Origin of the sequence: Streptomyces sp. NPDC091272 (genome assembly GCF_044757485.1) — a bacterium.
GTDB lineage: Bacteria > Actinomycetota > Actinomycetes > Streptomycetales > Streptomycetaceae > Streptomyces.
On sequence record NZ_JBIVVC010000001.1, the window covers coordinates 712,990 to 737,406 of the forward strand.

At 70.8% G+C, this 24,417-nt stretch carries 22 protein-coding genes; 11 read left to right on the plus strand and 11 right to left on the minus strand.

Translation table 11 applies throughout. From position 1 onward, the window contains the following. Positions 1-8: 8 nt before the first annotated feature. Complete coding sequence (locus ACIQM4_RS02885; protein WP_401586066.1) at positions 9-1,139, plus strand: glycerate kinase; 1,131 nt, start codon at positions 9-11, stop codon at positions 1,137-1,139. A gap of 403 nt (positions 1,140-1,542) precedes the next feature. On the opposite strand, the gene ACIQM4_RS02890 is transcribed toward ACIQM4_RS02885, so the two are convergent. Beyond that, complete coding sequence (locus ACIQM4_RS02890) at positions 1,543-2,754, minus strand: PucR family transcriptional regulator (RefSeq protein WP_401585055.1); 1,212 nt, start codon at positions 2,752-2,754, stop codon at positions 1,543-1,545. Between the two features lie 238 nt (positions 2,755-2,992). Between ACIQM4_RS02890 and ACIQM4_RS02895 the strand changes: the two genes are divergently transcribed. From ACIQM4_RS02895 to ACIQM4_RS02930, 8 genes are all read left to right on the plus strand, one after another. Next, positions 2,993-3,784 (plus strand): ABC transporter ATP-binding protein, encoded by a 792-nt coding sequence (locus tag ACIQM4_RS02895; protein ID WP_401586068.1) that lies wholly within the window; start codon positions 2,993-2,995, stop codon positions 3,782-3,784. Beyond that, positions 3,781-4,575 carry an ABC transporter ATP-binding protein gene (locus ACIQM4_RS02900; protein WP_401585058.1) on the plus strand — a complete coding sequence of 265 codons (795 nt, stop codon included), beginning with the start codon at positions 3,781-3,783 and terminating at the stop codon, positions 4,573-4,575. Before ACIQM4_RS02895 ends, ACIQM4_RS02900 begins: the two co-directional genes overlap by 4 nt. Next, positions 4,572-5,462 carry a branched-chain amino acid ABC transporter permease gene (locus tag ACIQM4_RS02905; protein ID WP_401585061.1) on the plus strand — a complete coding sequence of 297 codons (891 nt, stop codon included), beginning with the start codon at positions 4,572-4,574 and terminating at the stop codon, positions 5,460-5,462. Before ACIQM4_RS02900 ends, ACIQM4_RS02905 begins: the two co-directional genes overlap by 4 nt. Before the next feature lie 163 nt (positions 5,463-5,625). After that, the gene (locus ACIQM4_RS02910; RefSeq protein ID WP_401586071.1) at positions 5,626-6,675 is read left to right on the plus strand and encodes a branched-chain amino acid ABC transporter permease; all 1,050 of its coding nucleotides are present in this window, start codon (positions 5,626-5,628) and stop codon (positions 6,673-6,675) included. Further along, positions 6,672-7,937, plus strand: coding sequence for an ABC transporter substrate-binding protein (locus ACIQM4_RS02915; RefSeq protein WP_401585064.1), 1,266 nt, complete (start codon positions 6,672-6,674; stop codon positions 7,935-7,937). Before ACIQM4_RS02910 ends, ACIQM4_RS02915 begins: the two co-directional genes overlap by 4 nt. Before the next feature lie 264 nt (positions 7,938-8,201). After that, positions 8,202-8,405, plus strand: a complete 204-nt coding sequence (locus ACIQM4_RS02920) for a cold-shock protein (RefSeq protein ID WP_069572018.1) — start codon at positions 8,202-8,204, stop codon at positions 8,403-8,405. Positions 8,406-8,692: 287 nt separating this feature from the next. Continuing rightward, a complete protein-coding gene (locus ACIQM4_RS02925; protein ID WP_401585068.1) occupies positions 8,693-10,180 on the plus strand; it encodes a DEAD/DEAH box helicase in 1,488 nt (495 codons plus the stop codon). 47 nt (positions 10,181-10,227) lie between these two features. Next, positions 10,228-10,536 (plus strand): SCO5918 family protein, encoded by a 309-nt coding sequence (locus ACIQM4_RS02930; RefSeq protein WP_401585071.1) that lies wholly within the window; start codon positions 10,228-10,230, stop codon positions 10,534-10,536. Between the two features lie 90 nt (positions 10,537-10,626). Here the strand turns inward: ACIQM4_RS02930 and pssA are convergent, their stop codons facing one another. The 9 genes from pssA to ACIQM4_RS02975 form a co-directional block, all read right to left on the minus strand. Further along, positions 10,627-11,478, minus strand: a complete 852-nt coding sequence (pssA, locus tag ACIQM4_RS02935; RefSeq protein WP_401585074.1) for a CDP-diacylglycerol--serine O-phosphatidyltransferase — start codon at positions 11,476-11,478, stop codon at positions 10,627-10,629. Beyond that, positions 11,465-12,136, minus strand: a complete 672-nt coding sequence (locus tag ACIQM4_RS02940) for a phosphatidylserine decarboxylase (protein WP_401585077.1) — start codon at positions 12,134-12,136, stop codon at positions 11,465-11,467. The genes pssA and ACIQM4_RS02940 overlap by 14 nt, the downstream gene beginning before the upstream one ends. Positions 12,137-12,315: 179 nt before the next feature. Next, positions 12,316-13,521, minus strand: coding sequence for an acyl-CoA dehydrogenase family protein (locus ACIQM4_RS02945; protein ID WP_401585080.1), 1,206 nt, complete (start codon positions 13,519-13,521; stop codon positions 12,316-12,318). A gap of 2 nt (positions 13,522-13,523) precedes the next feature. Next, complete coding sequence (locus ACIQM4_RS02950; protein WP_401585083.1) at positions 13,524-14,036, minus strand: MaoC family dehydratase; 513 nt, start codon at positions 14,034-14,036, stop codon at positions 13,524-13,526. A 5-nt stretch (positions 14,037-14,041) separates the two neighbouring features. Further along, on the minus strand, positions 14,042-15,022 hold the full coding sequence (locus tag ACIQM4_RS02955) for an HpcH/HpaI aldolase/citrate lyase family protein (protein WP_401585086.1): 981 nt from the start codon (positions 15,020-15,022) through the stop codon (positions 14,042-14,044). After that, positions 15,019-17,031 carry a protein meaA gene (locus tag ACIQM4_RS02960; RefSeq protein ID WP_401585089.1) on the minus strand — a complete coding sequence of 671 codons (2,013 nt, stop codon included), beginning with the start codon at positions 17,029-17,031 and terminating at the stop codon, positions 15,019-15,021. The genes ACIQM4_RS02955 and ACIQM4_RS02960 overlap by 4 nt, the downstream gene beginning before the upstream one ends. Further along, the gene (gene ccrA, locus ACIQM4_RS02965; RefSeq protein ID WP_401585093.1) at positions 17,031-18,368 is read right to left on the minus strand and encodes a crotonyl-CoA carboxylase/reductase; all 1,338 of its coding nucleotides are present in this window, start codon (positions 18,366-18,368) and stop codon (positions 17,031-17,033) included. The genes ACIQM4_RS02960 and ccrA overlap by 1 nt, the downstream gene beginning before the upstream one ends. Before the next feature lie 534 nt (positions 18,369-18,902). After that, positions 18,903-19,742 (minus strand): TetR family transcriptional regulator, encoded by an 840-nt coding sequence (locus tag ACIQM4_RS02970; protein WP_401585095.1) that lies wholly within the window; start codon positions 19,740-19,742, stop codon positions 18,903-18,905. Between the two features lie 127 nt (positions 19,743-19,869). After that, positions 19,870-21,675 (minus strand): 3-hydroxyacyl-CoA dehydrogenase family protein, encoded by a 1,806-nt coding sequence (locus ACIQM4_RS02975; RefSeq protein WP_401585097.1) that lies wholly within the window; start codon positions 21,673-21,675, stop codon positions 19,870-19,872. 440 nt (positions 21,676-22,115) lie between these two features. On the opposite strand from ACIQM4_RS02975, the gene ACIQM4_RS02980 reads away from it, so the two are divergent. Next, positions 22,116-22,682: an adenylosuccinate lyase gene (locus ACIQM4_RS02980; RefSeq protein ID WP_401585100.1), complete on the plus strand. Its 567-nt coding sequence runs from the start codon at positions 22,116-22,118 to the stop codon at positions 22,680-22,682. A gap of 15 nt (positions 22,683-22,697) precedes the next feature. On the opposite strand, the gene ACIQM4_RS02985 is transcribed toward ACIQM4_RS02980, so the two are convergent. Beyond that, positions 22,698-23,774: an Rv2578c family radical SAM protein gene (locus tag ACIQM4_RS02985; protein ID WP_401585103.1), complete on the minus strand. Its 1,077-nt coding sequence runs from the start codon at positions 23,772-23,774 to the stop codon at positions 22,698-22,700. 136 nt (positions 23,775-23,910) lie between these two features. On the opposite strand from ACIQM4_RS02985, the gene ACIQM4_RS02990 reads away from it, so the two are divergent. Further along, a complete protein-coding gene (locus ACIQM4_RS02990) occupies positions 23,911-24,357 on the plus strand; it encodes an SRPBCC family protein (RefSeq protein ID WP_401585106.1) in 447 nt (148 codons plus the stop codon). Positions 24,358-24,417: the final 60 nt, after the last annotated feature.

A 24,417-nucleotide genomic window follows, 5' to 3' on the forward strand; every position in this document is an offset into this window, starting at 1 on the left:
GGGTGCACGTGCTCGTCGCGGCCGACAAGTTCAAGGGCTCGCTCACGGCCGTGGAGGTCGCCGAGCGGGTGACGGCCGGGCTGCGCAGGGCGGTACCCGGCCTGGAGGTCGAGTCCCTGCCGGTCGCCGACGGTGGCGACGGCACGGTGGCCGCGGCGGTCGCCGCAGGCTTCGAACGCCGTGAGGTACGGGTCACCGGCCCGCGCGGCGAAGGACGGGCCGCGGCGTACGCCTTCCGCGAGGCGGACGGCACGGCCGTGGTGGAGATGGCGGAGGCCTCCGGCCTCCAGCACCTCCCGCCGGGCGTCTTCGAGCCGCTCACCTCGACCACGTACGGTTCGGGCGAGCTGCTGCGGGCGGCGCTCGACGCGGGCGCGAAGACGATCGTCTTCGGCGTCGGCGGCAGCGCCACCACGGACGGGGGCGCCGGGATGCTGGCCGCACTCGGCGCACGCTTCCTCGACGCGGACGGCAAGCCGGTCGCCCCGGGCGGCGGCGGGCTGCGCGACCTCGCCACGGTGGACCTGTCGGGTCTCGACGAGCGGTTCGCCGCGGGCGGCGTGGACCTCGTCCTCGCCAGCGACGTCGACAACCCGCTGACCGGGCCCGTCGGCGCGCCGGCGGTGTACGGGCCGCAGAAGGGTGCCTCGGAGGAGGACGTGGCGACGCTGGACGCGGCGCTGACGCACTACGCGTCCATCCTCGGCCCGGCGGCCGGCCGCACCGATCTGGCCGACACTCCGGGGGCGGGGGCCGCGGGAGGCATCGGTTACGGGGCGCTGGTGGCGCTCGGCGCGCGCTTCAGGCCCGGTATCGAGGTCATGCTCGACGTGCTGGGGTTCGCCCCGGCGCTGGAGCGGGCCACGCTCGTGGTGACCGGCGAGGGCTCCCTCGACGAGCAGACCCTGCACGGCAAGGCCCCCGCGGGTGTCGCCGCGGCGGCGCGGGCGCGCGGGGTGGAGGTCGTCGCGGTGTGCGGCCGCCTGGCACTCCCCGCCGAGGCACTGGGCCGCGCGGGAATCCGCAGGGCGTACGCACTGAGCGCACTGGAGCCGGACCCGCAACGCAGCATGGCAGAGGCGGGCCCACTGCTGGAACGGGTCGCCGAACAGATCGGCAGGGACTTTCTCCTGCCGTAGCCGTACGCAAACGCAGGAGCCGCACCGGGCCGGTGCGGCTCCTGCGGGGGCGTGGCAGAGCGGTGCTCTGTCCCGCCCGCGGGCACATGCTGGGCCCGCTGCCTACGGATGTGCGCCTGCGGGCGCATGGTGGGGTCGGCCGTCGACCGATGTGCGCCTGCGGGCGCATGGTGGGGCTGGCCGTCGACCGGTGTACACCCGACGGGGCGTGGTGGCCGGCCGTTGACCGGTGCGCGACTGTGGGCACGCCCGTCCCGTCTCGCGTAGAGCTCCCAACCCGTGGTGCCCCGCCCCACCGCGCGCGTGGTGTTCCCGCGCGACCGCCCGCCCCTCTCGCGTGAAGCTCCACGCTTTGGGTGCTCACGCCCCGCGCCGCCCCCGTCCCAGGCCGCCCCCGGCCCCCTCACGTTGCCGACAACCGAAACGCATCCAGCGCCAGTGTCATCTCCGTCAGGTCCCGCGGTCGGGACAGCGAGCGGGACGTCAGTTGTTCCAGGCGTCGGAGGCGGTTGAACACGGTGTTGCGGTGGCAGTACAGCCGGGTCGCCGCCCGGCCCGCCGACCCCTGGGCGCCCAGCCACGCGTCCAGCGTTTCCAGGAGTACCGCCCGGTCGCCCGGGTCGAGTTCGAGCAGGGGGCCGAACACCTCCGCCACCAGCCGCGCCGCCAGTTCCGGCTGGCTGACCACCAGCGCGGCCGGCAGCCGTTCGTCCAGCCGTACGATCCCCGGCGTACCCACCGGGCCGGTCACGGCGCACGTGCGCAGGGCCGTCTCCGCCAGCCTTCTGGCGAGCCCCAGTTCGGCCAGGCCCGCCACCACCGGGCTCACCCCGCCGGGCCCCGCGCACCGCCGCTCCAGTTCGGCCGACAGCTCCCCGAGACCCGTGCCGGGGTCCAGTGCCACCACCCCCACCTCGCAGTCCGTCCGCATCCGCCAGAAGAACCGCAGCCCTGCCGCCGCCGTCACGCGGTGGAACTGCTCCCGTCCGTCGCGCCGTTCGACCCGCAGGACCACGACCGCGTACCTGCCCTGCTCGGGCAGGTCGAGCCCCGCGGCCGCGCCGGCGACCAGTGCCGCCGAGGTCTGGCCCTCCAGCAGGGCGTCGAGCAGTGCCTGGACCCGCTCGTCGCTGCGCCGCTGCATGTCCGCCTCCGTGTTCCGGTACGCCTCGGCGACCGTGGCGGCCTGGCGGTCCACCGCCGCCCACAGCTGCGCCGCCGTGTGCACCAGGACGGGCAGCGCGTCGGGGTCCTTGGCCGTGACGGCGTCGAGGAGCTCGTCCCAGACGAGATAGCCCGCCTTGCGGTACGCGTGCAGCAACAGCTCCAGCGAAAGCCCCTGCTCCGCACGTCTCTTGCCCAGCTGCTCGGCGAAGTCCAGATCGCGCCGGGGCGCCGAACGGGGCGCCGGGATCGCCTCGATGCCGTACCTCAGCGCCTCCTTGGTCTGCTCCCAGTGTTCGTCCACCGGTACGGCGATGTCGTATTGCGGGGAGTGCGCCCGGAGTTCGCCGATGAGCAGGTCGGTGAGGTGCCCCAGCCGTCCGATGAGCACCTCCGACGCGCTCGCCAGCACTGACAGTTCGCGATCCGTGCGTGCTCTGCGGCCACTCATGACCGGTGAGGATGCCACCGCTTCGGCGCGCTGGACAGCCCCCTTGTGCCCGAGCACAACGGCCGCCTCCCGCCGCTGGTCATCCGCAGCGATTCAAGCATACTCACTGGACGGTTACACGTGTCAACTGTTCGTCTGTGGGCCTCACAGGGGTCCGCTGACACGGCAAGGAGGTGCTCCCGTGGATATCCCCCGACAGCAATCGCAGCAGCAGCACCGCGCCCCCGGCCCCGGCGGCCTGGAAGTACGGTCCCTCTCCGTCGGTTACGGGCCGGTGCGCGCCCTGCGCGAGGTGACGCTCGACGTGCCCGCCGGTGGCGTGGTCGCCGTGCTCGGCGGCAACGGAGCGGGCAAGTCGACCCTCCTGAGGGCGATCTCACGCACCCTCGGCTACCACCGGGGCGCGGTCACCGCGGGCACCGTCTCCTACGACGGCCGCGACCTGAACGGTGCGAGCGCCGCCCGCGTCGTCGCGTCCGGGATCGTGCAGGTCCCCGAGGGCCGGCAGGTGTTCGCGCGCATGACGGTGGCCGACAACCTCCGCGCGGGCGCTCTCGGCGCTCCCGGCGGGCGGGTCGCCGTACGCGAGGCACTCGGCCGCGTCCACGAACTCTTCCCCGTCCTCGCCGACCGCGCCCGCCAGCGCGCCGGGCTCCTCTCCGGCGGTGAGCAGCAGATGCTGGCCCTGGGGCGGGCGTTGATGTCCGGCCCCCGGCTCCTCCTCCTCGACGAGCCGTCCCTCGGCCTCGCCCCGCTGATGGCGGCCCGGATCGCCGAGACGGTCCAGCAGATCAACGCAGCCGGCACGTCGGTCCTGCTGGTCGAGCAGAACGCGGCCCTCGCCCTGCGGCTCGCCACCGCCGCGTACGTACTCGACGTGGGCGAGGTCGCCCTGCACGGCCCGGCCGGCGAACTCGCCACGTCCGACGAGGTGCGCCGCCGCTATCTCGGTGTCGTCGACGAGACGGCGGCCGAGGACGCGCGGCGCGCGGGAACGCGTGCGGCCACGCTGAGCAGGTGGCCCGCATGACCGAGACAGACAGCGCCGGGACGGTGGGCGCCCTGGAAGTCACCGACGTGACAGTGAGGTTCGCCGGCCTGACCGCGCTCGACCGGGTCTCCTTCACCGTCGATCCCGGCAGCGTGCACGCCGTCATCGGGCCCAACGGGGCAGGAAAGTCCACCTGCTTCAACGTCCTGTCGGGCGTCTACCGCGCCACCTCCGGCAGCGTCCGCCTCGGCGGTACGGAAATCACCGGACTCGCCCCCGACCGCATCGCCGCCCTCGGCGTCGCCCGCACCTTCCAGAACCTGGCCCTGCCGCCGCAGGCGACCGTCGCGCAGAGCCTGCTGCTCGGCCGGCACCGGCTGACCCGCACCGGCTTCATCGCCGCGGGGCTCCGGCTGCCGTCCGCCGCCCGCGAGTCGCGCCAACACCTGGAACGGGTGCGGGAGATCGCGGACTTCGTCGGCCTCGCCGACGACCTCGACCGGCCCGCCGGCGTCCTGCCGTACGGGAAGCAGAAGCTCGTCGAGCTGGCCCGCGCCCTGTGCATGGAGCCGCGGCTGCTCCTGCTGGACGAACCCGTCGCCGGAATGACCGCCGACGAACGGCGCGCCACCGCGGCCGTCGTGGCGGGCGTACGGGACAGCCTCGGCATCTCGATCGTCCTCGTCGAACACGACATGGGGGTGGTGATGCGGCTCGCGGACGCGGTGACCGTACTCGACTTCGGACGGCGCATCGCGGGCGGCCCGCCCGCCCAGGTGCAGTCCGACCCGGCCGTCATCCAGGCGTACTTGGGGGCGCCCACGCCATGACGACTCTCATCGAACTCCTTCTCGGCGGCCTCTCCATGGGAGCCGTCTACGCCCTGATCGCCCTCGGCTTCGTCGTCATCTTCAAGGCGACCGAGGTCGTGAACTTCGCCCACGCCTCGCTCCTCCTGGCCGGCGGATACCTCACCGCCGTCCTCCACGACGACCTCGGCTTCTGGCTCGCGCTCGCGGCCGGCGTCGCGGGCGCCGCGGTGGTCGGCGCCGCGGTGGAATTCCTCGTCATGCGGCGCTACCGGGGCAGCGACCACAGCGTCCTCGCGATCGTCACGATCGGCGTGGACATACTTCTGGTCACCGAGCTCACCCGGCGCATCGGCACCCGCGTCCTGTCGCCCGGCGACCCGTGGGGCGACCAGGTGGTGAGCCTCGGCCCGATCACCCTGGCCCAGACCCGGATCGCGGCGCTCATCGCCGCAGCCGTGCTCATCGCCGCGTTCCTGCTCGCCTTCCGGTACACCTCGTGGGGCGTCGCCATGCGCGCCGCGGCGGAGAACCCGCAGACGGCGGCCCTGATGGGGGTACGCCTCGGCCGGGTCTCGCTGTCCGCCTGGGCGGTCGCGGGGGCGCTCGCCGCGGTCGCGGCGCTCTTCCTGACCGTCTTTCCCACCCCCGGCCTCGAACGGGCCACCTCGCTGGCCGCGTTGAAGGCCTTCCCCGCCGCCATCCTCGGCGGTCTGGACTCCACGACGGGCGCCCTGGCCGGCGGACTCATCGTGGGCGTCGTCGAATCCCTCGCCACCGGCTACCAGGGCGAACTCTCCTTCCTCGGCCGCGGCATCGGCGACCTCGCCCCGTACCTGGTGATGGTGGTCGTCCTGCTGATCCGCCCGGCGGGCCTGTTCGGCACGAAGGAGCTGGCCCGTGTCTGACACCACGCCGAACGGCCCGCGCACGACGGACGCACCGCAGACGCACGACTCCGGTACCGCCCGGCAGGAGGCTGCCGGACGTGCACGGGCGGACGGATCCGGCCCGCGGCGGCCCGGGGACACCTCGGGCGGCGGGGCGTCCGACGGCCGCCCCGCCCGCCCGCTGCGCGACCTGCGTACGTACCTCTGGGGCGCACTCGCGCTCGTCCTGCTCGCGCTGCCCTTCTACCTCGACCGCTTCTGGCTCCAGGCCGGGCTGTTCGCGATGGCCGCCGCGATCGCCGCGATCGGTCTCAACCTTCTCACCGGCGCCACCGGACAGCTGTCCATGGGGCACGCCTTCTTCCTCGCCGTCGGCGCGTACAGCTACTGCGTGTTCGCCGCCGACCCCACCACCGAGAACGGTCATCTGCTCACCGGACTCGGCCTGCCCAGCTGGTTGGCCGCCCTCCTCGCGGTGGGTGTCGCGGGGATCGCGGGCGGCCTCTTCAGCCCGATCGCGGGGCGGCTGCGCGGCGCGTACCTCGGCATCGCCACCCTCGCCCTGATCTTCATAGGGCAGCACGTGCTGTTCAACGCGAGCGACCTCACCGGCGGCTTCAACGGCCGCTCCGTGCCGCCGCTCGATCTCTTCGGGGTCGCCTTCGACGACACGCAGACCGTCATCGCGGGCGTGCCCTTCGAGTCCGCGGAGAAACTCTGGTACGCGGCCCTGCTCGCGCTCCTGCTCTGTGCGCTCTTCGCGCGCGGCATCCTGCGCGGGCGCCCCGGCCGGGCCATGAACGCGATCCGTGACCACCGCATCGCGGCAGGCGTCATGGGTGTGCCGGTGGCCCGCTACCGGGCGTCCGTCTTCGTCCTGTCCTCGATGTACGCGGGTCTCGCCGGGGTGCTGCTCGCCCTGGTCTTCCAGCGGACCGTCCCCGAGTACTTCGGCATGACGCTCTCCCTGGAATTCCTGGCGATGATCGTCATCGGCGGGCTCGGCTCGGTGCGCGGCGCGGTGATCGGCGCCGCCTTCGTGTCGCTGCTGCCCCAACTCCTCACCCGCTACAGCGAATCGCTGCCCCTGGTCACGGCGCCCGGCACGGGTGCGGGCGGCATCGCCCCAGGTGAGGCGGCCCGCTACCTGTACGGCGCGGCGGTCGTCGCCGTGGTCCTGTTCCTGCCCGGCGGCCTCTCCCGCCTGCATCTGCCAAGGGGAAGAAAATGACGGAACGAAGGTACTCGACCGCTGCCGCGGCAGCACTCCTCACCCTCGCGCTGGGCATCACCGGATGCAGCAGCAAGGCCGGCACGGGCAGCGAGGGGAAGGCCGACGAGAAGGGCGTGAAGACCGGTGACGGCATCACCGCCACGACCATCCCGCTGGGCGTTCTCACCGACCTGACCGGTGTGTACGCCTCCCTCGGCAAGAGCGTCACCCAGGCCCAGCAGCTGTGGGCCAAGGAGGTCAACGCGGCGGGCGGCATCTGCGGCCGCAAGGTCCAGCTCACCGTGCGCGACCACGGGTACGACCCGCAGAAGGCGGTCTCCGCGTACACCGAGCTCGAACCCAAGGTGGCCGGCTTCCTCCAGTTCATCGGCTCGCCGTTCGTGGCCGCGGTCAAGCAGCGCGTCGAGACGCAGGACAAGGGCCTGATCCTCCCGCAGGCCTGGTCGGCGTCCCTGCTCGGCAGCCCGTACGTCCGCGTGGTCGGCGCCACGTACGACATCGAGACCATCAACGCGATCGACTTCCTGCTCAGCCAGAAGCGGATCGCCAAGGGCGACAAGATCGGCCACGTGTACTTCGAGGGCGACTACGGCGAGAACGCCCTCCAGGGCTCCAAGTACGCCGCCCAGCAGGCCGGGCTCACGGTCGTCGAGCAGAAGATCAAGCCCACCGACAACGACATGTCGGCGCAGGTCGCCGCGCTCAAGAAGGCGGGCGTGAAGGCCGTCGTCGTCAGTGCGGGCCCCCGTCAGGCGGCGTCCCTGGTCGGTGTGGCCGCCGCGGGCAGGTTCGCCGTGCCCGTCATCGGCAACAACTCGGCCTTCGCACCCCAGCTCCTCGCCACTCCCGCAGGGCCGGCCCTGATGAAGAACTACTACGTGGCCGCCTCCACCCTGCCCATCGGCTCACCGGAGGCGGGGCCCGCCAAGCTGGCGAAGACCTACGCGGCCGCCTATCCCAAGGACGGCCTCGACAACGGCGTCGTCGCCGGCTACACGGCGGGCAAGCTCTACGGCGCGGCCCTCACCAAGGCGTGCGCCGAGAAGAACCTCACCCGCGCGGGGATCGGCGCGGCGCTGCTCACCATGAACACCTTCGAGAGCGGATTCGGCATCACCCACGACTTCAGCGATCCGAAGGCCCCCTCCACCCGCCAGTCCGTCATCATGCAGCCGGACGCGAAGACCCCCGGTGGCCTGAAGGTCGTCCAGGAGCCGACCGCGTCGAAGCCCGCCGAGGGCTTCACCCCCGGCGGCTGACCTGCGAGCGGTGCTCCCGCCGGCACGGGCCCGCCCGCTCTCGGAGCACCGCGGCGACACGCCTCCGGTCCCATATCTGTCCTTGCCGACTCCCATATCTGTCCTTGCCGACGCAGAAAAAAGCGCCCGGCGGGGACGATAATTCCGAGGCGGGCCGACGCGTAAAAATCTTCCACGCGACCGGTTGATGTTTCCGTGCTAGTGTCCCACTCATCTGCAGTTGTGGTTTGCAGTTGCAGTTGTGGTTTCCAAGGAGAGTTTGACATGGCTACTGGCACCGTAAAGTGGTTCAACGCGGAAAAGGGTTTCGGCTTCATCGAGCAGGACGGCGGCGGCGCTGACGTCTTCGCCCACTACTCGAACATCGCCGCTCAGGGCTTCCGCGAGCTCCAGGAGGGCCAGAAGGTGAACTTCGACGTCACGCAGGGCCAGAAGGGCCCGCAGGCGGAGAACATCACCCCCGCCTGATCCCAGGCACGCAGTACGCAGCTGGGGCCCGCACCTTGGGGTGCGGGCCCCAGCTCGTTGCATTTCCCGGGGTGGTGGCGCGCCGTGTTTCTCCGGCCCACCGACCGGTTTTCCATATTTATTCCATTTTCCTTCGGTATTCCTTGGCCCTCTCGTGGCCCGAAGCCGAACGGCTGGAATTCGTTTACGCATTTCATTCGGCTCGATCCTGCGATTCTCCGCGGCGCTCACCCGCTGGCCGCCACCGGGAATTCCTCGATGCGTGCCGTGTCGAGGAAAGGTTCCGCATGGACCGCAGTATGCGCAGCAGCAACGCCCGCACCACCGTTCGCACAGACTCCCGATACTCCGGCTCGGGTACGTCCCGTTCCGGCTCGGGTCCCCGCTCCGGCGGCGGCTTCCGCTCCGGTGGTCACGGCCGGCGCCCCGCGGCGCCGCAGGGCGAGTTCGCCCTCCCGGTGACCGTCACCCCGCCGCTGCCCGCCGTCGAGGCCTTCGCCGACCTGGACATGCCGGCCGCGCTGCTGGCCGCACTCACCGTGCAGGGGGTGAGCGTGCCGTTCCCGATCCAGGGCGCCACCCTCCCCAACTCCCTCGCGGGCCGCGACGTCCTGGGCCGTGGCCGCACCGGTTCCGGCAAGACCCTCGCCTTCGGCCTGGCCCTCCTCGCCCGTACGGCGGGAAAGCGCGCCGAGCCGCGTCAGCCGTTGGCCCTGGTGCTGGTGCCGACCCGCGAGCTGGCCCAGCAGGTCACCGACGCGCTCACCCCGTACGCCCGTGCCATGCGGCTGCGACTGGCCACCGTCGTCGGCGGCATGTCGATCGGCCGCCAGGCCCACGCGCTGCGCGGCGGGGCGGAAGTCGTGGTCGCCACGCCCGGCCGGCTCAAGGACCTCATCGAGCGCCGGGACTGCGTCCTGGACGACGTGCAGATCACCGTCCTCGACGAGGCCGACCAGATGGCCGACATGGGCTTCATGCCGCAGGTTACCGAGCTGCTCGACCAGGTGCGGCCCGGCGGCCAGCGGATGCTGTTCTCCGCCACGCTGGACCGCAACGTCGACCTCCTGGTGCGCCGCTACCTGAGCGACCCGGTGGTCCACTCCGTGGACCCGTCGGCCGGCGCCGTGACCACCATGGAGCACCACGTCCTGCACGTGCACGGCGCGGACAAGCACGCGACCACCACGGAGATCGCCGCCCGGGACGGCCGGGTGCTGATGTTCCTGGACACCAAGCACGCCGTCGACCGGCTGACCGACCACCTGCTCAACAGCGGCGTACGGGCCGCGGCGCTGCACGGCGGCAAGTCCCAGCCGCAGCGCACCCGCACCCTTGAGCAGTTCAAGACCGGTCACGTGACCGTGCTGGTGGCGACCAACGTCGCCGCCCGCGGCATCCACGTCGACAACCTGGACCTGGTCGTCAACGTCGACCCGCCGAGCGACCACAAGGACTACCTGCACCGCGGCGGCCGCACCGCCCGCGCCGGCGAGTCCGGCAGCGTGGTCACCCTGGTCACCCCGAACCAGCGCCGCGACATGACCCGTCTGATGCGCGCCGCCGGAATCACCCCGCAGACCACCCAGGTGCGCGCAGGCGAGGCGGAACTGACCCGCATCACCGGAGCCAGGACGCCGTCCGGGGTGCCGGTCGTCATCACCGCCCCGGCCGCCGAGCGGTCCCGGCGGGGCGGCTCGCCCTCCCGCGGCCGTCGCAGCCGTCCCGGGCAGGCCCGCCGCGCCCCGGGCGGCACCCAGCACAGCGCCGCGTAACGCACACCCCCCGTCAGCTCTCCTTCCTGCGAACTTGTTGAGGTCTCATGCGCGTCGTCATCGCCCGCTTCCCCTTCGAGCTGGTCAAGAGCGAGGTCCAGGAGGCGATGAAGGGCATCAAGCCCGAACCCGTCACGGGCGAGTCCGTCACCATCGGCCGCCGGACCTACCCCGTCAAGCAGGTCGGTGAGGTCATCACCCGCCAGGACCGCCGTGACTTCACCGCGAGCGAGGTGTCCCGGGCACTGACGCGGCTCGGGTTCACCTGCCGCGACACCGTCGCCCCGGCGCCCGCGCCGGTCCTCTCGCCGCTCGAGAACGCGTCCCACCTGCTCGGCTCGGCCGCGCACGTCTGAGCCGGCCGCCGGGCCTGGACTTCACACGAAAGAGGGCCCCCGACCGGTTCGCACCGGTCGGGGGCCCTCTTCACGTACGTGTCGCGACTGCTACGGCAGCTGGGCCGCCCGTGCCTCGCGCCGGTTGCCGCGGAAGGTGTTCACGCGCCGCGCGGTCGCGAACAGCGGGATCACCGCGCCCAGGACCAGCTGCAGTGCGCAGCCGGTCTGCAGCAGCAGCTGACCGCCGGGAGCGTCGAACGCCCACGCCGCCAGCAGACCCATCGCCCCGACGATCCAGCTCAGCATCGCCACCGCGAGGATGCCCCGCGGCTTGGGGTACTCGACCCGGCTCACCATCAGCCAGGCCACCCCGATCACGGCGATCAGGGTCGGGATGAAGGGCAGCTCCAGCAGCACGATCGAGACGACCGTGAGCGCTCCGAAGGGGCTCGGCATGCCCTGGAACATGCCGTCCTTCAAGGTCACGCAACTGAACCGCGCAAGCCTCAGCACCACCGCCAGCAACACCACGATCGCGGCCAGCGCCGCCACCCGCTGCTGGGCGTCGTCCGCCACCATTCCGTACACGAGGACGAAGTAGGCGGGGGCGAGCCCGAAGCTGATCAGGTCGGAGAGGTTGTCCAGCTCCGCACCCATCGGCGAGCTGCGCAGCTTGCGGGCCACCAGCCCGTCGCACAGGTCGAAGATCGCGGCGAGCAGCATCAGGATCACGGCGGTGGCGGCGCTGTTGCGCGCCATGCCGCTCTCCTGGCTGCCCTGAAGGTGCGGGATGAGGATCCCGGTGGTGGTGAAGTACACCGCCATGAAGCCGCACGTCGCGTTGCCGAGCGTGAGGGTGTCCGCTATCGACAACCTCATACTGAGCGGCATGTCCTCCGCGTCGTCGGCCTCGGCCTCGGGAACCCAGGCGGCTTGCGTCTCTGGATCAGTCACGGTCAATGCGAGTCACCCCCGCGGTAGTGGTTTGGCCCACCTCGACCGCGACATCGACACCTTCCGGAAGGTAGATGTCCACTCGCGAACCGAAGCGGATCAGGCCGATCCGCTCGCCCTGTTCCACCTTGGTGCCCTGCGGGAGGTAGGGGACGATGCGGCGGGCCACCGCGCCCGCGATCTGCACCATCTCGATGTCACCGAGCTCCGTGTCGAAGTGCCAGACAACGCGCTCGTTGTTCTCGCTCTCCTTGTTGAACGCCGGAACGAAACCGCCGGGGATGTGCTCGACGGACGTCACCGTGCCGGCCAGCGGGGCGCGGTTGACGTGGACGTTCAGCGGGCTCATGAAGATCGCGACGCGGGTGCGTCCGTCCTTCCACGGCATGATGCTCTGCACCACACCGTCGGCGGGCGAGATGACCCGGCCCTGCGCGATCTCGCGTTCGGGGTCGCGGAAGAACCACAGCATCCCCGCCGCGAGCGCGGTGGTGGGAACGGCTGCTGCGGCCCAGCGGCCCGACTTGCGCGACTTGGCCAAGGTGAGGGCCGCGGTGGCGACGGTCGGCAGGAGCCACGGCGATGCTCCGCGAGCAAGGCGACCCCTGGGAACGGGACCCGGGGTGACGCCGTCGCGTGGTGCAGAGGTTTGGCTGTGGGGCATGGAAGACCTTCGTAGCGGATGATGCCGCGCAGAGACGGGGGACGGCGGCTTTCCGGCGATGGTATCGGTTGCGGGGCGCAACTGGGCAAGCCGGAAAGAGAGTCAGCGGCCGAAATGCCGCCCGGAGAAGATGACAGGGTGTGATCTTCTTCGCGTTGAAAACCACGCAAATGGGATAATCAGCCCTGCAGTCGGTACTCCTCCAGGAGACGCCGCCCGATGATCATTTTCTGGATCTCGGCGGTACCTTCACCGATCAGCAGCATGGGTGCCTCGCGGTAGAGGCGCTCGATCTCGTACTCCTTCGAGAACCCGTAACCGCCGTGAATGCGGAAGGCGTCCTCGACGACTTCTTTGCAGTACTCGGAGGCCAGGTACTTGGCCATCCCCGCTTCGAGGTCGTTTCGTTCCCCGCTGTCCTTTTTGCGTGCTGCATTAACCATCATCGCATGGGCGGCCTCCACCTTGGTGGCCATCTCGGCCAGCTTGAACTGGATGGCCTGGTGCTGGGCGATCGGTTTGCCGAAGGTATGGCGCTGCTGGGCGTAGGAGACCCCCAGTTCGAAGGCACGCTGAGCCACCCCGCAACCACGGGCGGCGACGTTGACCCGGCCGACCTCTACGCCGTCCATCATTTGGTAAAACCCTCGGCCGGTGGTCCCGCCGAGCACACGATTGGCCGGAATACGCAGGCCGTCCATGATCAGTTCGGTGGTGTCCACCCCCTTGTACCCCATTTTGTCGATCTTGCCGGGAATGGTGAGTCCGGGGCGGACCTCGCCGAAGCCGGGTTCCTTCTCGACCAGGAACGTCGTCATCGACCTGTGCGGAGCGGTGCCTTCGGGGTGACCCTCGTCACTGCGGCACAGCACCGCGACGAGCGTGGAGGTGCCGCCGTTGGTGAGCCACATCTTCTGGCCGTCGAGCACGTACTCGTCGCCGTCACGGACGCCCTTGGAGCTGATCGCGGAGACGTCGGAGCCGAGCGCCGGCTCCGACATCGAGAACGCGCCACGCACCTCGCCCAGCGCCATCCTGGGCAGGAAGGTGTCCTTCTGCTCCTGTGTCCCGTGCTGCTTGAGCATGTAGGCCACGATGAAGTGGGTGTTGATGATTCCGGACACGCTCATCCAGCCGCGGGCGATCTCCTCCACGCAGAGCGCGTATGTGAGAAGGGACTCACCCAGACCGCCGTACTCCTCGGGGATCATCAGCCCGAACAGGCCGAGTTCCTTGAGGCCTTCGACGATCTCCGTCGGGTACTCGTCGCGGTGCTCCAGCTGCGTGGCGACCGGGATGATCTCCTTGTCGACGAAGTTCCTTACGGTGGCGAGGATTTCCTGCTGGATGTCGGTCAGACCGGCGGTCTGGGCAAGACGGGCCATGGCTACTTCTCCTGCACCTTCGGCTCCGGGCGGCCCGGCTGCTCGCCGCCGCGCTCCTTGATGTACGTCTCGGTGGGGACCATCACCTTGCGGCGGAAGACGCACACCACCGTGCCGTCCTGCTTGTAGCCCTTCGTCTCGACATGGACGATCCCCCGGTCGCTCTTCGACTTCGAGGGTGTCTTGTCCAGGACGACGGTCTCGCCGTAGATCGTGTCGCCGTGGAAGGTCGGCGCGATGTGCCTGAGCGACTCGACCTCCAGATTGGCTATCGCCTTGCCCGAGACGTCGGGCACGGACATGCCGAGCAACAGGGAGTAGACGTAGTTCCCGACGACGACGTTCCTGGCGAAGTCGGTCGTCCGCTCCGCGTAGTTGGTGTCCAGGTGGAGCGGGTGGTGGTTCATGGTGAGGAGGCAGAAGAGGTGGTCGTCGTACTCGGTGACCGTCTTGCCCGGCCAGTGCTTGTAGACCGCGCCGACCTCGAACTCCTCGAAGGTGCGTCCGAACTGCATGGTGATCAGGCCTCCGGGGCTTCGAACTTCGAGGTGCGCCGCAGGCCCGCGGCCCGTCCCTTGCCCGAGACGACGAGCGCCATCTTGCGGCTGGCCTCGTCGATCATCTCGTCGCCGAGCATCGCGGAACCCTTCTTGCCGCCCGCCTCGGACGTGTAGTACTCGTACGCGTCCAGGATCAGCTCGGCGTGGTCGAAGTCCTCCTGGGACGGCGAGAAGATCTCGTTCGACGCCTCCACCTGGCCCGGGTGCAGCACCCACTTGCCGTCGAAGCCGAGCGCAGCCGCGCGCTTCGCGACCTCGCGGTAGCCGTCCACGTTGCGGATCTGGAGGTAGGGGCCGTCGATCGCCTGGAGGTCGTTGGCGCGGGCCGCCATCAGGATCTTCATCAGGATGTAGTGGTAGGCGTCCGCGCCGTAACCGGGCGGCTGCTCGCCCACCACCAGGGTCTTCATGTTGATCGACGCCATGAAGTCGGCCGGGCCGAAGATGATCGCCTCGGTGCGCGGGGACGCCTCGGCGATCGCGTTGACGTTGTTGAGTCCGCGGGCGTTCTCGATCTGCGCCTCGATGCCGATCCGGCCGACGTCGAGGCCCATGGTCTTCTCGATCTGGGTGAGGAGCAGGTCCAGCGCGACGATCTGCTGGGCGTCCTGCACCTTCGGCAGCATGATGCAGTCGAGGTTCGCCCCGGCGCCCTCGACGACCGTCACGACGTCGCGGTAGGTCCACTCGGTGGTCCAGTCGTTGACGCGTACCACCCGGGTCTTACCGGTCCAGTCACCCTCGTTGAGGAACTTCACGATGGTGTGCCTGGCCTCGGGCTTGGCCAGCGGGGCGCAGGCGTCCTCCAGGTCGAGGAAGACCTGGTCGGCGGGGAGGCCCTGGGCCTTCTCCAGGAAGCGGGGGTTCGACCCGGGGACCGCGAGACAGGAGCGGCGGGGGCGAAGGCGGTCGACGGCGCTGCCGTCGTGGGCGCTGGTCATACGGGGACCTCCAGAGGGTCGAGCTTGTTCGCTTTGCGGATCTCGTCGACGATACGGCCGATGATCTCCGTGATCCCGAAGTCCTTCGGGGTGAAGACGGCGGCGACTCCCGCCCGTCTCAGTTCGGCGCCGTCGGCGTTCGGGATGATCCCGCCGACGATGACGGGCAGTTCCGGGGCGCCGGCCTCCCGCAGCCGTACCAGCACGTCGGGGACCAGCTCGGCGTGCGAGCCGGACAGGATCGACAGGCCGACGCAGTGCACATCCTCGGCGAGCGCCGCGTCCACGATCTGCTCGGGGGTGAGCCTGATGCCCTGGTAGACCACCTCGAAGCCCGCGTCACGGGCCCGAACCGCGATCTGCTCGGCGCCGTTGGAGTGCCCGTCCAGGCCGGGCTTGCCGACCAGCAGACGCAGCCGCCCCGACCCCAGCTCGTCGGCGGTCCGCCGTACCTTCTCGCGTACGAGGGCCAACGGCGTGCCCGGTTCCGCGGTGACGGCCACCGGGGCCGACGACACCCCCGTCGGGGCGCGGAACTCGCCGAACACGTCCCGCAGCGCCCAGGACCACTCGCCGGTGGTGACGCCCGCGCGGGCGCACTCCACGGTGGCGGCCATCAGGTTGCCCGTGGAGGCGGCGGTCGCCTTGAGGGCGGCCAGGGACTCCTGGGCACGCGCCTCGTCGCGGTTGTCCCGCCACTCGTGCAGCTTGGCCACCACCCGGGCCTCGTTCGCCGGGTCGACCGTCATGATCGCGGTGTCGAGGTCGGCGGTGAGCGGGTTGGGCTCGGTGGTCTCGTAGACGTTGACGCCGACGATCTTCTCCTCGCCGCCCTCGATCCTGGCCCGCCGCTCGGCGTGCGAGGAGACCAGCTGCGACTTGAGGTAGCCGGACTCGACGGCAGCCATGGCACCGCCCATCTCCTCGATCCGCCCCATCTCGGCGAGGGACTCCTCGACGAGCTGGGCGACCTTGGCCTCCACGACGTGCGAGCCGGCGAAGATGTCCTCGTACTCCAGCAGGTCGCTCTCGTGCGCCAGGACCTGCTGGATGCGCAGTGACCACTGCTGGTCCCAGGGCCGGGGCAGCCCCAATGCCTCGTTCCAGGCCGGCAGCTGGACGGCGCGGGCGCGGGCGTCCTTGGAGAGGGTGACGGCCAGCATCTCCAGGACGATGCGCTGGACGTTGTTCTCCGGCTGGGCCTCGGTGAGGCCCAGCGAGTTGACCTGGACGCCGTAGCGGAAGCGCCGCTGCTTGTCGTTCTCGATGCCGTACCGCTCGCGGGTGACCTGGTCCCAGATGCGGCCGAAGGCGCGCATCTTGCACATCTCCTCGATGAAGCGGACGCCCGCGTTCACGAAGAAGGAGATGCGCGCGACGACGTCCCCCCTGCGCTCCTCGGGGACCTGCCCGGACGCGAACACCGCGTCCAGTACCGCGATCGCCGTGGACATCGCGTAGGAGATCTCCTGGACCGGGGTGGCCCCGGCCTCCTGCAGGTGGTAGCTGCAGATGTTGATCGGGTTCCACCTGGGGATGCGGTTGACCGTGTACGTGATCATGTCGGTGGTCAGCCGCAGGGACGGCCCCGGCGGGAAGACGTGCGTCCCGCGCGACAGGTACTCCTTGACGATGTCGTTCTGGGTGGTGCCCTGGAGCCGGTCCGGGTCCGCGCCCTGCTCCTCGGCGACCACCTGGTAGAGGGCGAGCAGCCACATTGCGGTGGCGTTGATGGTCATCGAGGTGTTCATCTGCTCCAGCGGGATGTCCTGGAACAGCCGCCGCATGTCGCCCAGGTGGGAGACCGGGACCCCGACCCGGCCGACCTCGCCGCGGGCGAGGATGTGGTCGGGGTCGTAGCCCGTCTGGGTGGGCAGGTCGAAGGCCACCGAAAGACCGGTCTGGCCCTTGGCGAGGTTGCGCCGGTAGAGCTCGTTGGACGCCTCGGCGGTCGAGTGTCCGGCATAGGTCCGCATGAGCCAGGGGCGGTCCTTCTCGCGCCGGGTCATCACACGTTCCGGAAGCGGTTGATCGCATCGAGGTGGGTGGCCCGCAGCTCGTGGTCGCGGACACCCAGGCCCTCGCGCGGGGCGAGCGCCAGCACGCCGACCTTGCCCTGGTGCAGGTTGCGGTGCACGTCGTAGGCGGCCTGCCCGGTGTCCTCCAGCGAGTACACCTTGGACAGCGTCGGGTGGATCTTCCCCTTGGCGATCAGGCGGTTGGCCTCCCACGCCTCGCGGTAGTTGGCGAAGTGCGAGCCGACGATCCTCTTCAGCGACATCCACAGGTAGCGGTTGTCGTACTCGTGGTTGAAGCCCGAGGTGGAGGCGCAGGTGACGATCGTGCCGCCCTTGCGGGTGACGTACACGCTCGCGCCGAACGTCTCGCGGCCAGGGTGCTCGAAGACGATGTCGACGTCCTCGCCGCCGGTCAGCTCGCGGATGCGCTTGCCGAAGCGCTTCCACTCCTTCGGGTCCTGGTGGTGCTCGTCCTTCCAGAACCGGTAGCCCTCGGCGTTGCGGTCGATGATCGCCTCTGCGCCCATCGCCCGGCAGATGTCCGCCTTCTGGTCGCTGGAGACGACACAGATCGGGTTGGCGCCGCCGGCCAGGGCGAACTGGGTGGCGTAGCTGCCGAGTCCGCCGCTGGCGCCCCAGATCAGCACGTTGTCGCCCTGCTTCATGCCGGCGCCGTTGCGGGAGACCAGCTGGCGGTAGGCGGTCGAGTTGACCAGCCCCGGGGCCGCCGCCTCCTCCCAGCTCAGGTGGCCCGGCTTGGGCATCAGCTGGTTGGACTTGACCAGGGCGATCTCGGCGAGGCCGCCGAAGTTCGTCTCGAAGCCCCAGATGCGCTGTTCCGGGTCGAGCATCGTGTCGTTGTGGCCGTCCGAGCTCTCCAGCTCGACCGAGAGGCAGTGCGCGACGACCTCGTCGCCCGGCTGCCAGGCGTTCACCCCGGGGCCGGTGCGCAGCACGACGCCGGCCAGGTCGGAGCCGATGACGTGATAGGGCAGGTCGTGCCGCTTGGTCAACTCGCTGAGCCGGCCGTACCTTTCGAGGAATCCGAAGGTCGACATCGGCTCGAAGATGGAGGTCCAGACGGAGTTGTAGTTCACGGACGACGCCATGACCGCCACCAGGGCCTCGCCGGGGCCGAGTTCGGGCACCGGCACGTCGTCCAGGTGGATCGACTTGCGCGGGTCCTTCTCGCGGGTGTCGAGTCCGGCGAACATCTCCGTCTCGTCCTTGTGCACGGTGACCGCGCGGTACGACTCGGGGACTGCGAGGGCTGCGTAGTCCGCGGCAGTCGCTTCCTGCGACTGGATCGCGTCCAGGATTTCCTTCACGGGGGGCCTCCGGCGGAGCGCTCCTGAGGGTGGAGCGCCTTGAGGGGTCGACGGGGTGCTTGAGGGTGGGTGGAGGTGTGCCGTCGGTTCGGCGGTGCTGCGAGGGGCTTCTGAGATGCAGCTGTCGGCAGCGCGGGGTGGTGCGCGGGAGGTGCCTGTGACGCAGGCGTCCGGGCGCGCACACCAGTGGTGTGCGGGGACAGCCGGCGTACGAAAGATCTCTGTACGCCCGCCGCCCGGACAACATCAACGTATGGCACCCCGTGACAGGCCGCAAGGCACTGAGTGCCAACAAATTCGCTCACTTGGGCACTGGCCTGCGCAGATGCACGATGATCGATCGACCGGAGGTGCCGGGGCGGTGCCGGGGCCCGCCGCGATGTCCGCCTCGGCCCGTATTGGCGTACGGAAAAGGCCGCCCCCGGTGTCGGGGACGGCCTGTGCCGTGGCGTGCGTCTCAGTGGCTGCCGCACCGGCGGGACGAGGCGGCCGGCGGCTGTGGCGTCGTCGCGCTGCCGGGGCCCGGCGGCCGGGTCAGCGCTTCTTCAGGGCCTCTTCGATGGTCCGCATGACCTCGTCCAGCGGGGCGTCGGTGCGCGCCACCGCCACCAGGACCTCGCCGTTCCTGCGTACCGTCGCCGCGTCGGACTGCGCCCTGTCGTGCTCCGGCCTGGCGCTGCGGCCCGCGCCGATGCCCGAGCCGAAGGTGTCGCGGACGATCGCGAAGGCGTGGTCCAGCTGCGACTCCACGTCTCCCTGGCCGCCCGCCCGCAGCCAGCGCCGGAGCACGTGGTTGTGAGCCGTGACCACCGCGGAGGCGGCGACCTCGGCGAGTAGCGGGTCGTCGTTGCCGGGATGGTGGTCGTGCTCGTCGAAGTGGCCCAGCAGATAGCGGGTGAAAAGCCGCTCGTAGCGGGCCACCGAGGCGATCTCGGCCTCCCGCAGGGTCGGCACCTCGCGGGTCAGCTTGTAGCGGGCCACCGACACCGTGGGCGCGGCGGCGTACATCCGCATCACTTCTTTGATGCCGCGGCACACGGTGTCGAGCGGGTGCTCGTGCGGGGGCGCCGCGTGCAGCACCGCCTCGGCCCGTACCAGGGTGTCGTCGTGGTCCGGGAAGATCGCCTCTTCCTTGGAGCGGAAGTGCCGGAAGAAGGTGCGGCGTGCGACTCCGCCCGCCGCGGCGATCTCGTCCACCGTGGTGGCCTCGTACCCCTTGGTCGCGAAGAGCTCCATCGCCGCGGCGGACAGTTCGCGGCGCATCTTGAGGCGCTGCGCCGCCGCGCGCGAGCCCGCGGCGCTCTCGGGCGCGTCGGGCGCGGAGTTCGTACGGGAAGTCCTGGGGGCCTGGGGCATGTCCTGAACGTAACCCATCCGCGCAGGGGAGCGTGCCTGAGGGGGCGGGCCGCCCGCGCCTGCCAGCAGCCCGCCCCACCCCGAGGCTCCCGCCCGTGAGCCGGCCGGGGGAGACCCGCCGGGGCGGTCCCGCCCCGGCCGGCTCTCAGCGTCGCGCATACTCCCGGAAGCCCCGCCCCGTCTTGCGCCCCAGACAGCCGGCCGCGACCAGGTGTTCCAGCAGCGGCGCGGGGGCCAGGCCCGGGTCGCGGAACTCCCGGTGCAGCACCTGCTCGATGGCCAGGGAGACGTCCAGGCCGACCACGTCGAGAAGCTCGAAGGGGCCCATCGGGTAGCCGCCGCCGAGCTTCATGGCGGCGTCGATGTCGTCCAGCGACGCGTAGTGCTCCTGGACCATCTTGATCGCGTTGTTCAGGTACGGGAAGAGCAGCGCGTTCACGATGAAGCCCGCGCGGTCGCCGCAGTCCACCGGGTGCTTGCGGATCCTCGTGGTGAGGTCACGGACCGTCGCGTGGACGTCGTCCGAGGTCAGCACCGTCCGGACGATCTCCACCAGCTTCATCGCGGGAGCCGGGTTGAAGAAGTGCATCCCGACGACGTCCTGGGGGCGCGAGGTGGCGCGGGCGCAGGCGACGACGGGGAGCGAGGAGGTGGTGGTGGCCAGGATCGCGCCCTGCTTGCAGACCTTGTCGAAGGTGGCGAAGAGCTGCTGCTTGACACCGAGGTCCTCGGCGACGGCCTCCAGCGCCAGGTCGACGTCGGCGAAGGCGTCGAGGGAACCGGCCGGGGTGATCCGGGCGAGCGTCTCCTCACGGGCCTGCGCGGTCATCCGGCCCTTGTCGACGGAGCGCGAAAGGGACTTGCCGACCCGGGACTTGGCGCTGTCGGCCTTCTCCTGGCCCCGGGCGGCGAGGACCACGGCGTAGCCGGCCTTGGCGAAGACCTCGGCGATGCCGGAGGCCATCGTCCCCGAACCGGCCACGCCGACCGTGCGGATCTCCCTGCCGTCGGCCGGCGGCGCCGCCTCGGGGGGTGTCAGCGCGTCGGGGACGACGGCGGAGCTGCCCGCGCCCTCGTACGTGTAGAAGCCGCGGCCCGCCTTGCGGCCGGTCAGTCCGGCCGCGCCGAGCTGCCTGAGGATCGGGGCGGGGGCGTGCAGCCGGTCCTGCGACTCCGCGTACATCGCGTCCAGGACGGTGCGCGCGGTGTCGATGCCGATCAGGTCGAGCAGTGCCAGCGGTCCCATCGGGAGGCCGCAGCCCAGGCGCATCGCCGCGTCGATGTCCTCCCGGGAGGCGTACTTGGCCTCGTACATCGCGGCGGCCTGGTTGAGGTAGCCGAACAGCAGCCCGTCCGCGACGAAGCCCGGCCGGTCGCCGACCGCGACCGGCTCCTTGCCGAGGTCGTGCGCGAGGTCGGTGACGGCCGCGACCGCGGTGGGGGCGGTGAGGACCGAGGAGACGATCTCCACCAGCTTCATCGCGGGGGCCGGGTTGAAGAAGTGCAGGCCCAGGACGCGCTCGGGCCGCGCGGAGTCGGCGGCCAGCCGGGTCACCGACAGGGCGTTGGTGCCGGTGGCCAGCACGGTCTCCGGGCGGACCACCGCGTCCAGCTCGCGGAAGACCTGGTGCTTGATCTCGTACGACTCGGGAACGACCTCGATCACCAGGTCCGCCTCGGCGGCGGCCGAGAGCTCGACGGAGGTACGGAAACGGGCCAGCGCCTCGGCCCGTTCGACCGCGGTGATCCGCTCCTTGCGGACCGCGCGGGCGGTGGACGCCTCAAGGGCTGCGACCGCCCGGTGCGCCGCGGCACTGCTGATGTCGATACCGATCACGGTACGGCCGGCGCGGACCAGGACCTCGGCGATGCCGGTGCCCATCGTGCCGAGGCCGACGACGGCGACGGTGGCGAGGGAGGAGAGAGGGGTGGTGGAGACAGGGGTGTCCATCACGGGACTCCAGAGAATGAGTGACGACTGATGAGGGGCGTCAGGGCGCCGGAAAACGCGCACCGGGAAGACGGATCGTCGACGCACGGCGGGCGTGCGGACGCGAGCGTCGTGCGGGAGGAGCCGGCGGGCCCTGTCCCGGGCCGTGCCGTACGAAGAACGCCGAACCGACTTGCGCCTCCGGGCGGCTGCGTCACCAGGCCGCCAGGAGTGGAGCTTTCAGCGGGGGTTGAGCCCTGTGGTGGGGGCGCCCCGCTCACTTGAGACTAACCGGCGGGTAACGAGCGCGCCAGCCCCCGGAGGCCCCCGGCCGGTGTGATCTGGGCCGCCCGGGGCTCCTCGCGGAGGGACTGGCTGCCGCCCGGGGCGCCGCCCCACCGGGAACGGACGAATGTGATCACCCCCGCCCGTGGCGCCCCCGCGCTGGCTACGCTGGCCGCATGGACGAGGAACTGCGGTCCCTGATCGACAGGCTGGGCGCAGAGGCCGGCGCATCGGCCTCGTACGTACAACTGGTGGCGACACCGGACCACGACATACTCGCCCGGGTACTCACCGAGCCCCAACAGCCGCTCTGGGCGCGGGAGGTCGCCGCCTTCCGGCTCGGCTGCGCGGGTGACCGGCGGGCCTTCGAAACGCTCGTCCTGCTGCTCAACCACCGGGACCCGGAACGCTGTGTCTCCGCCGCTCACGCCCTCGCCCGGCTGGGCGACCCCCGCACGGCGCGCGCCGCCGCGGCGCTCGCCACCAACACCATGCGCACCGCGTACGCCCTTCAACCGGTCAGGCTGCTCACCGAGTTGCGCGCCCCCGAGTCCGTACCCGCGCTGATCACCACCCTGCGCGGACTGCTCGCGCCGAACGAGCCGCACTGGCGGGTCGCGTTGGCGTGCGTGGAGGGGCTCGGACGGCTGCGGGACGTACGGGCCACCGAGGTGCTCGACGCGGCGCTGGACCATCCGAGGCTCGGCGCGGCGGCAGCGGCCTCACTGAGCAGGCTGGCCTGACCCCGGACGCCCGCGTCACATCAGGCTGAGCTGGGTGGGTCCCCCGGCAGGTGCCTCCTCGGCCTGCCGGGACGGCGGGATCCGGCGGGCCTCGCCCCTGCGGGCGGGGCCCATGCCGTACTCCGCGGCCAGTTCGTGGACGGTACGGGTGATGCGGCGCTGGTACCAGGTCGGGGCGTAGGCCCCGGCGGCGTACAACTGCTCGTAGCGTGTGACCAGTCGCGGATGGTGTGCGGTCAGCCAGGACATGAACCACTCCCGGGCGCCCGGCCGCAGGTGCAGGGCGAGCGGGGTGACGGAGGTCGCACCCGACTCGGCGATCGCGCGGACCGTGGCGCGCAGCTGCTCGGGGGAGTCGCCGAGGAAGGGGATCACGGGGGCCATCAGCACGCTGCAGGACAAGCCGTGTTCGGTCAGGGTGCGGACGGCGTCGAGGCGGCGCCCGGGGGAGGGCGTGCCGGGCTCCACGGTGCGCCACAGCTCGTGGTCGGTGAAGCCGACCGAGACGCAGACCCCGACCTCGGTGACCTCGGCCGCCTGCTGCAGGAGCGGCAGGTCGCGCAGGATCAGCGTGCCCTTGGTGAGGACGGAGAACGGGTTGGCGTAGTCGCGCAGTGCCTCGATGATGCCGGGCATCAGCCGGTAGCGGCCCTCCGCGCGCTGGTAGCAGTCGACGTTCGTGCCCATCGCGATGTGCGCGCCCTGCCAGCTCCGGCCGCCGAGGCGGTGGCGCAGCAGCTCGGGGGCGTTGGTCTTCACGACGATCTGCGAGTCGAAGCCGAGCCCGGTGTCGAGGTCCAGATAGCTGTGGGTCTTGCGGGCGAAACAGTAGACGCACGCGTGCGAGCAGCCCCGGTACGGGTTCACCGTCCATTCGAACGGCATGCGGGACGCCCCGGGAACGCGGTTCACGATCGACCGCGCCCGCACCTCGTGGAAGGTGATCCCGCGGAATTCCGGGGTGTCGAAGGTGCGGGTGGTGACCGCGTCCGCGTCGAAGAGCGCGGCGGCGCGGGCGTCGGGCCCCGCCGCCGCGGTGCCGGGTCCGGCGGGGTCGTCGGCCGCGTTCTCGGCCAGATGGTTCCAGCGCATGGCGCCTCCTGGGTAGTGCCGTACCAAGAATAGAACACATGTTCCCTTACCTGTCGCAACCTCGATTTTGGCGGCTGCCCGGGAGGTGATTGGCTGGGCGCACCATCCTGAAAGACGGACTGCTGGAGGACGAGGCATGGCGCAGGTAGAGGCCACGACGGAGCGGATCATCGCGGCGGGTGCGGAGACGGTGTTCGACACGCTGGCCGACTACAGCGGTGCGCGCGCGAAGCTCCTGCCGGAGCAGTTCAGCGAGTACGAGGTGCGCGAGGGTGGTGACGGCGAGGGCACCCTCGTCCACTGGAAGCTCCAGGCCACGTCCAAGCGGGTGCGCGACTGCCTGCTGGAGGTCACCGAGCCGACGGACGGACAGCTCGTGGAGAAGGACCGCAACTCCTCCATGGTGACCACCTGGACGGTCACCCCGGCCGGAGAGGGTTCCGCCAAGGCCGTCGTCACGTCGGTGTGGACCGGTGCCACCGGCGTCGGCGGCTTCTTCGAGCGGACCTTCGCCCCCAAGGGACTCGCCCGGATCCACGACGCGGTGCTCGCCAACCTGGCCGCCGAGGTGGAGAAGAAGTAGTAACTGTCCGTGGTGCGAGGGCCGTTACGGGAAGACCCCGGGCTCACCGGTTCGAGTGGT

Bases quoted from the DNA above. Each gene is read 5' to 3' on its own strand.
- ACIQM4_RS02960 (WP_401585089.1), bottom strand. From the start codon at position 17,031: ATGACCCGGCGCGAGAAGGACCGCCCCTGGCTCATGCGGACCTATGCC.
- ACIQM4_RS02990 (WP_401585106.1), top strand. From the start codon at position 23,911: ATGGCGCAGGTAGAGGCCACGACGGAGCGGATCATCGCGGCGGGTGCG.
- ACIQM4_RS02925 (WP_401585068.1), top strand. From the start codon at position 8,693: ATGGACCGCAGTATGCGCAGCAGCAACGCCCGCACCACCGTTCGCACA.
- ACIQM4_RS02950 (WP_401585083.1), bottom strand. From the start codon at position 14,036: ATGCAGTTCGGACGCACCTTCGAGGAGTTCGAGGTCGGCGCGGTCTAC.
- ACIQM4_RS02940 (WP_401585077.1), bottom strand. From the start codon at position 12,136: ATGCCCCACAGCCAAACCTCTGCACCACGCGACGGCGTCACCCCGGGT.
- ACIQM4_RS02975 (WP_401585097.1), bottom strand. From the start codon at position 21,675: ATGGACACCCCTGTCTCCACCACCCCTCTCTCCTCCCTCGCCACCGTC.
- ACIQM4_RS02980 (WP_401585100.1), top strand. From the start codon at position 22,116: ATGGACGAGGAACTGCGGTCCCTGATCGACAGGCTGGGCGCAGAGGCC.
- ACIQM4_RS02890 (WP_401585055.1), bottom strand. From the start codon at position 2,754: ATGAGTGGCCGCAGAGCACGCACGGATCGCGAACTGTCAGTGCTGGCG.
- ACIQM4_RS02905 (WP_401585061.1), top strand. From the start codon at position 4,572: ATGACGACTCTCATCGAACTCCTTCTCGGCGGCCTCTCCATGGGAGCC.
- ACIQM4_RS02970 (WP_401585095.1), bottom strand. From the start codon at position 19,742: ATGGGTTACGTTCAGGACATGCCCCAGGCCCCCAGGACTTCCCGTACG.
- ACIQM4_RS02955 (WP_401585086.1), bottom strand. From the start codon at position 15,022: ATGACCAGCGCCCACGACGGCAGCGCCGTCGACCGCCTTCGCCCCCGC.
- ACIQM4_RS02945 (WP_401585080.1), bottom strand. From the start codon at position 13,521: ATGGCCCGTCTTGCCCAGACCGCCGGTCTGACCGACATCCAGCAGGAA.
- ACIQM4_RS02900 (WP_401585058.1), top strand. From the start codon at position 3,781: ATGACCGAGACAGACAGCGCCGGGACGGTGGGCGCCCTGGAAGTCACC.
- ACIQM4_RS02985 (WP_401585103.1), bottom strand. From the start codon at position 23,774: ATGCGCTGGAACCATCTGGCCGAGAACGCGGCCGACGACCCCGCCGGA.
- ACIQM4_RS02920 (WP_069572018.1), top strand. From the start codon at position 8,202: ATGGCTACTGGCACCGTAAAGTGGTTCAACGCGGAAAAGGGTTTCGGC.
- ACIQM4_RS02930 (WP_401585071.1), top strand. From the start codon at position 10,228: ATGCGCGTCGTCATCGCCCGCTTCCCCTTCGAGCTGGTCAAGAGCGAG.
- ACIQM4_RS02915 (WP_401585064.1), top strand. From the start codon at position 6,672: ATGACGGAACGAAGGTACTCGACCGCTGCCGCGGCAGCACTCCTCACC.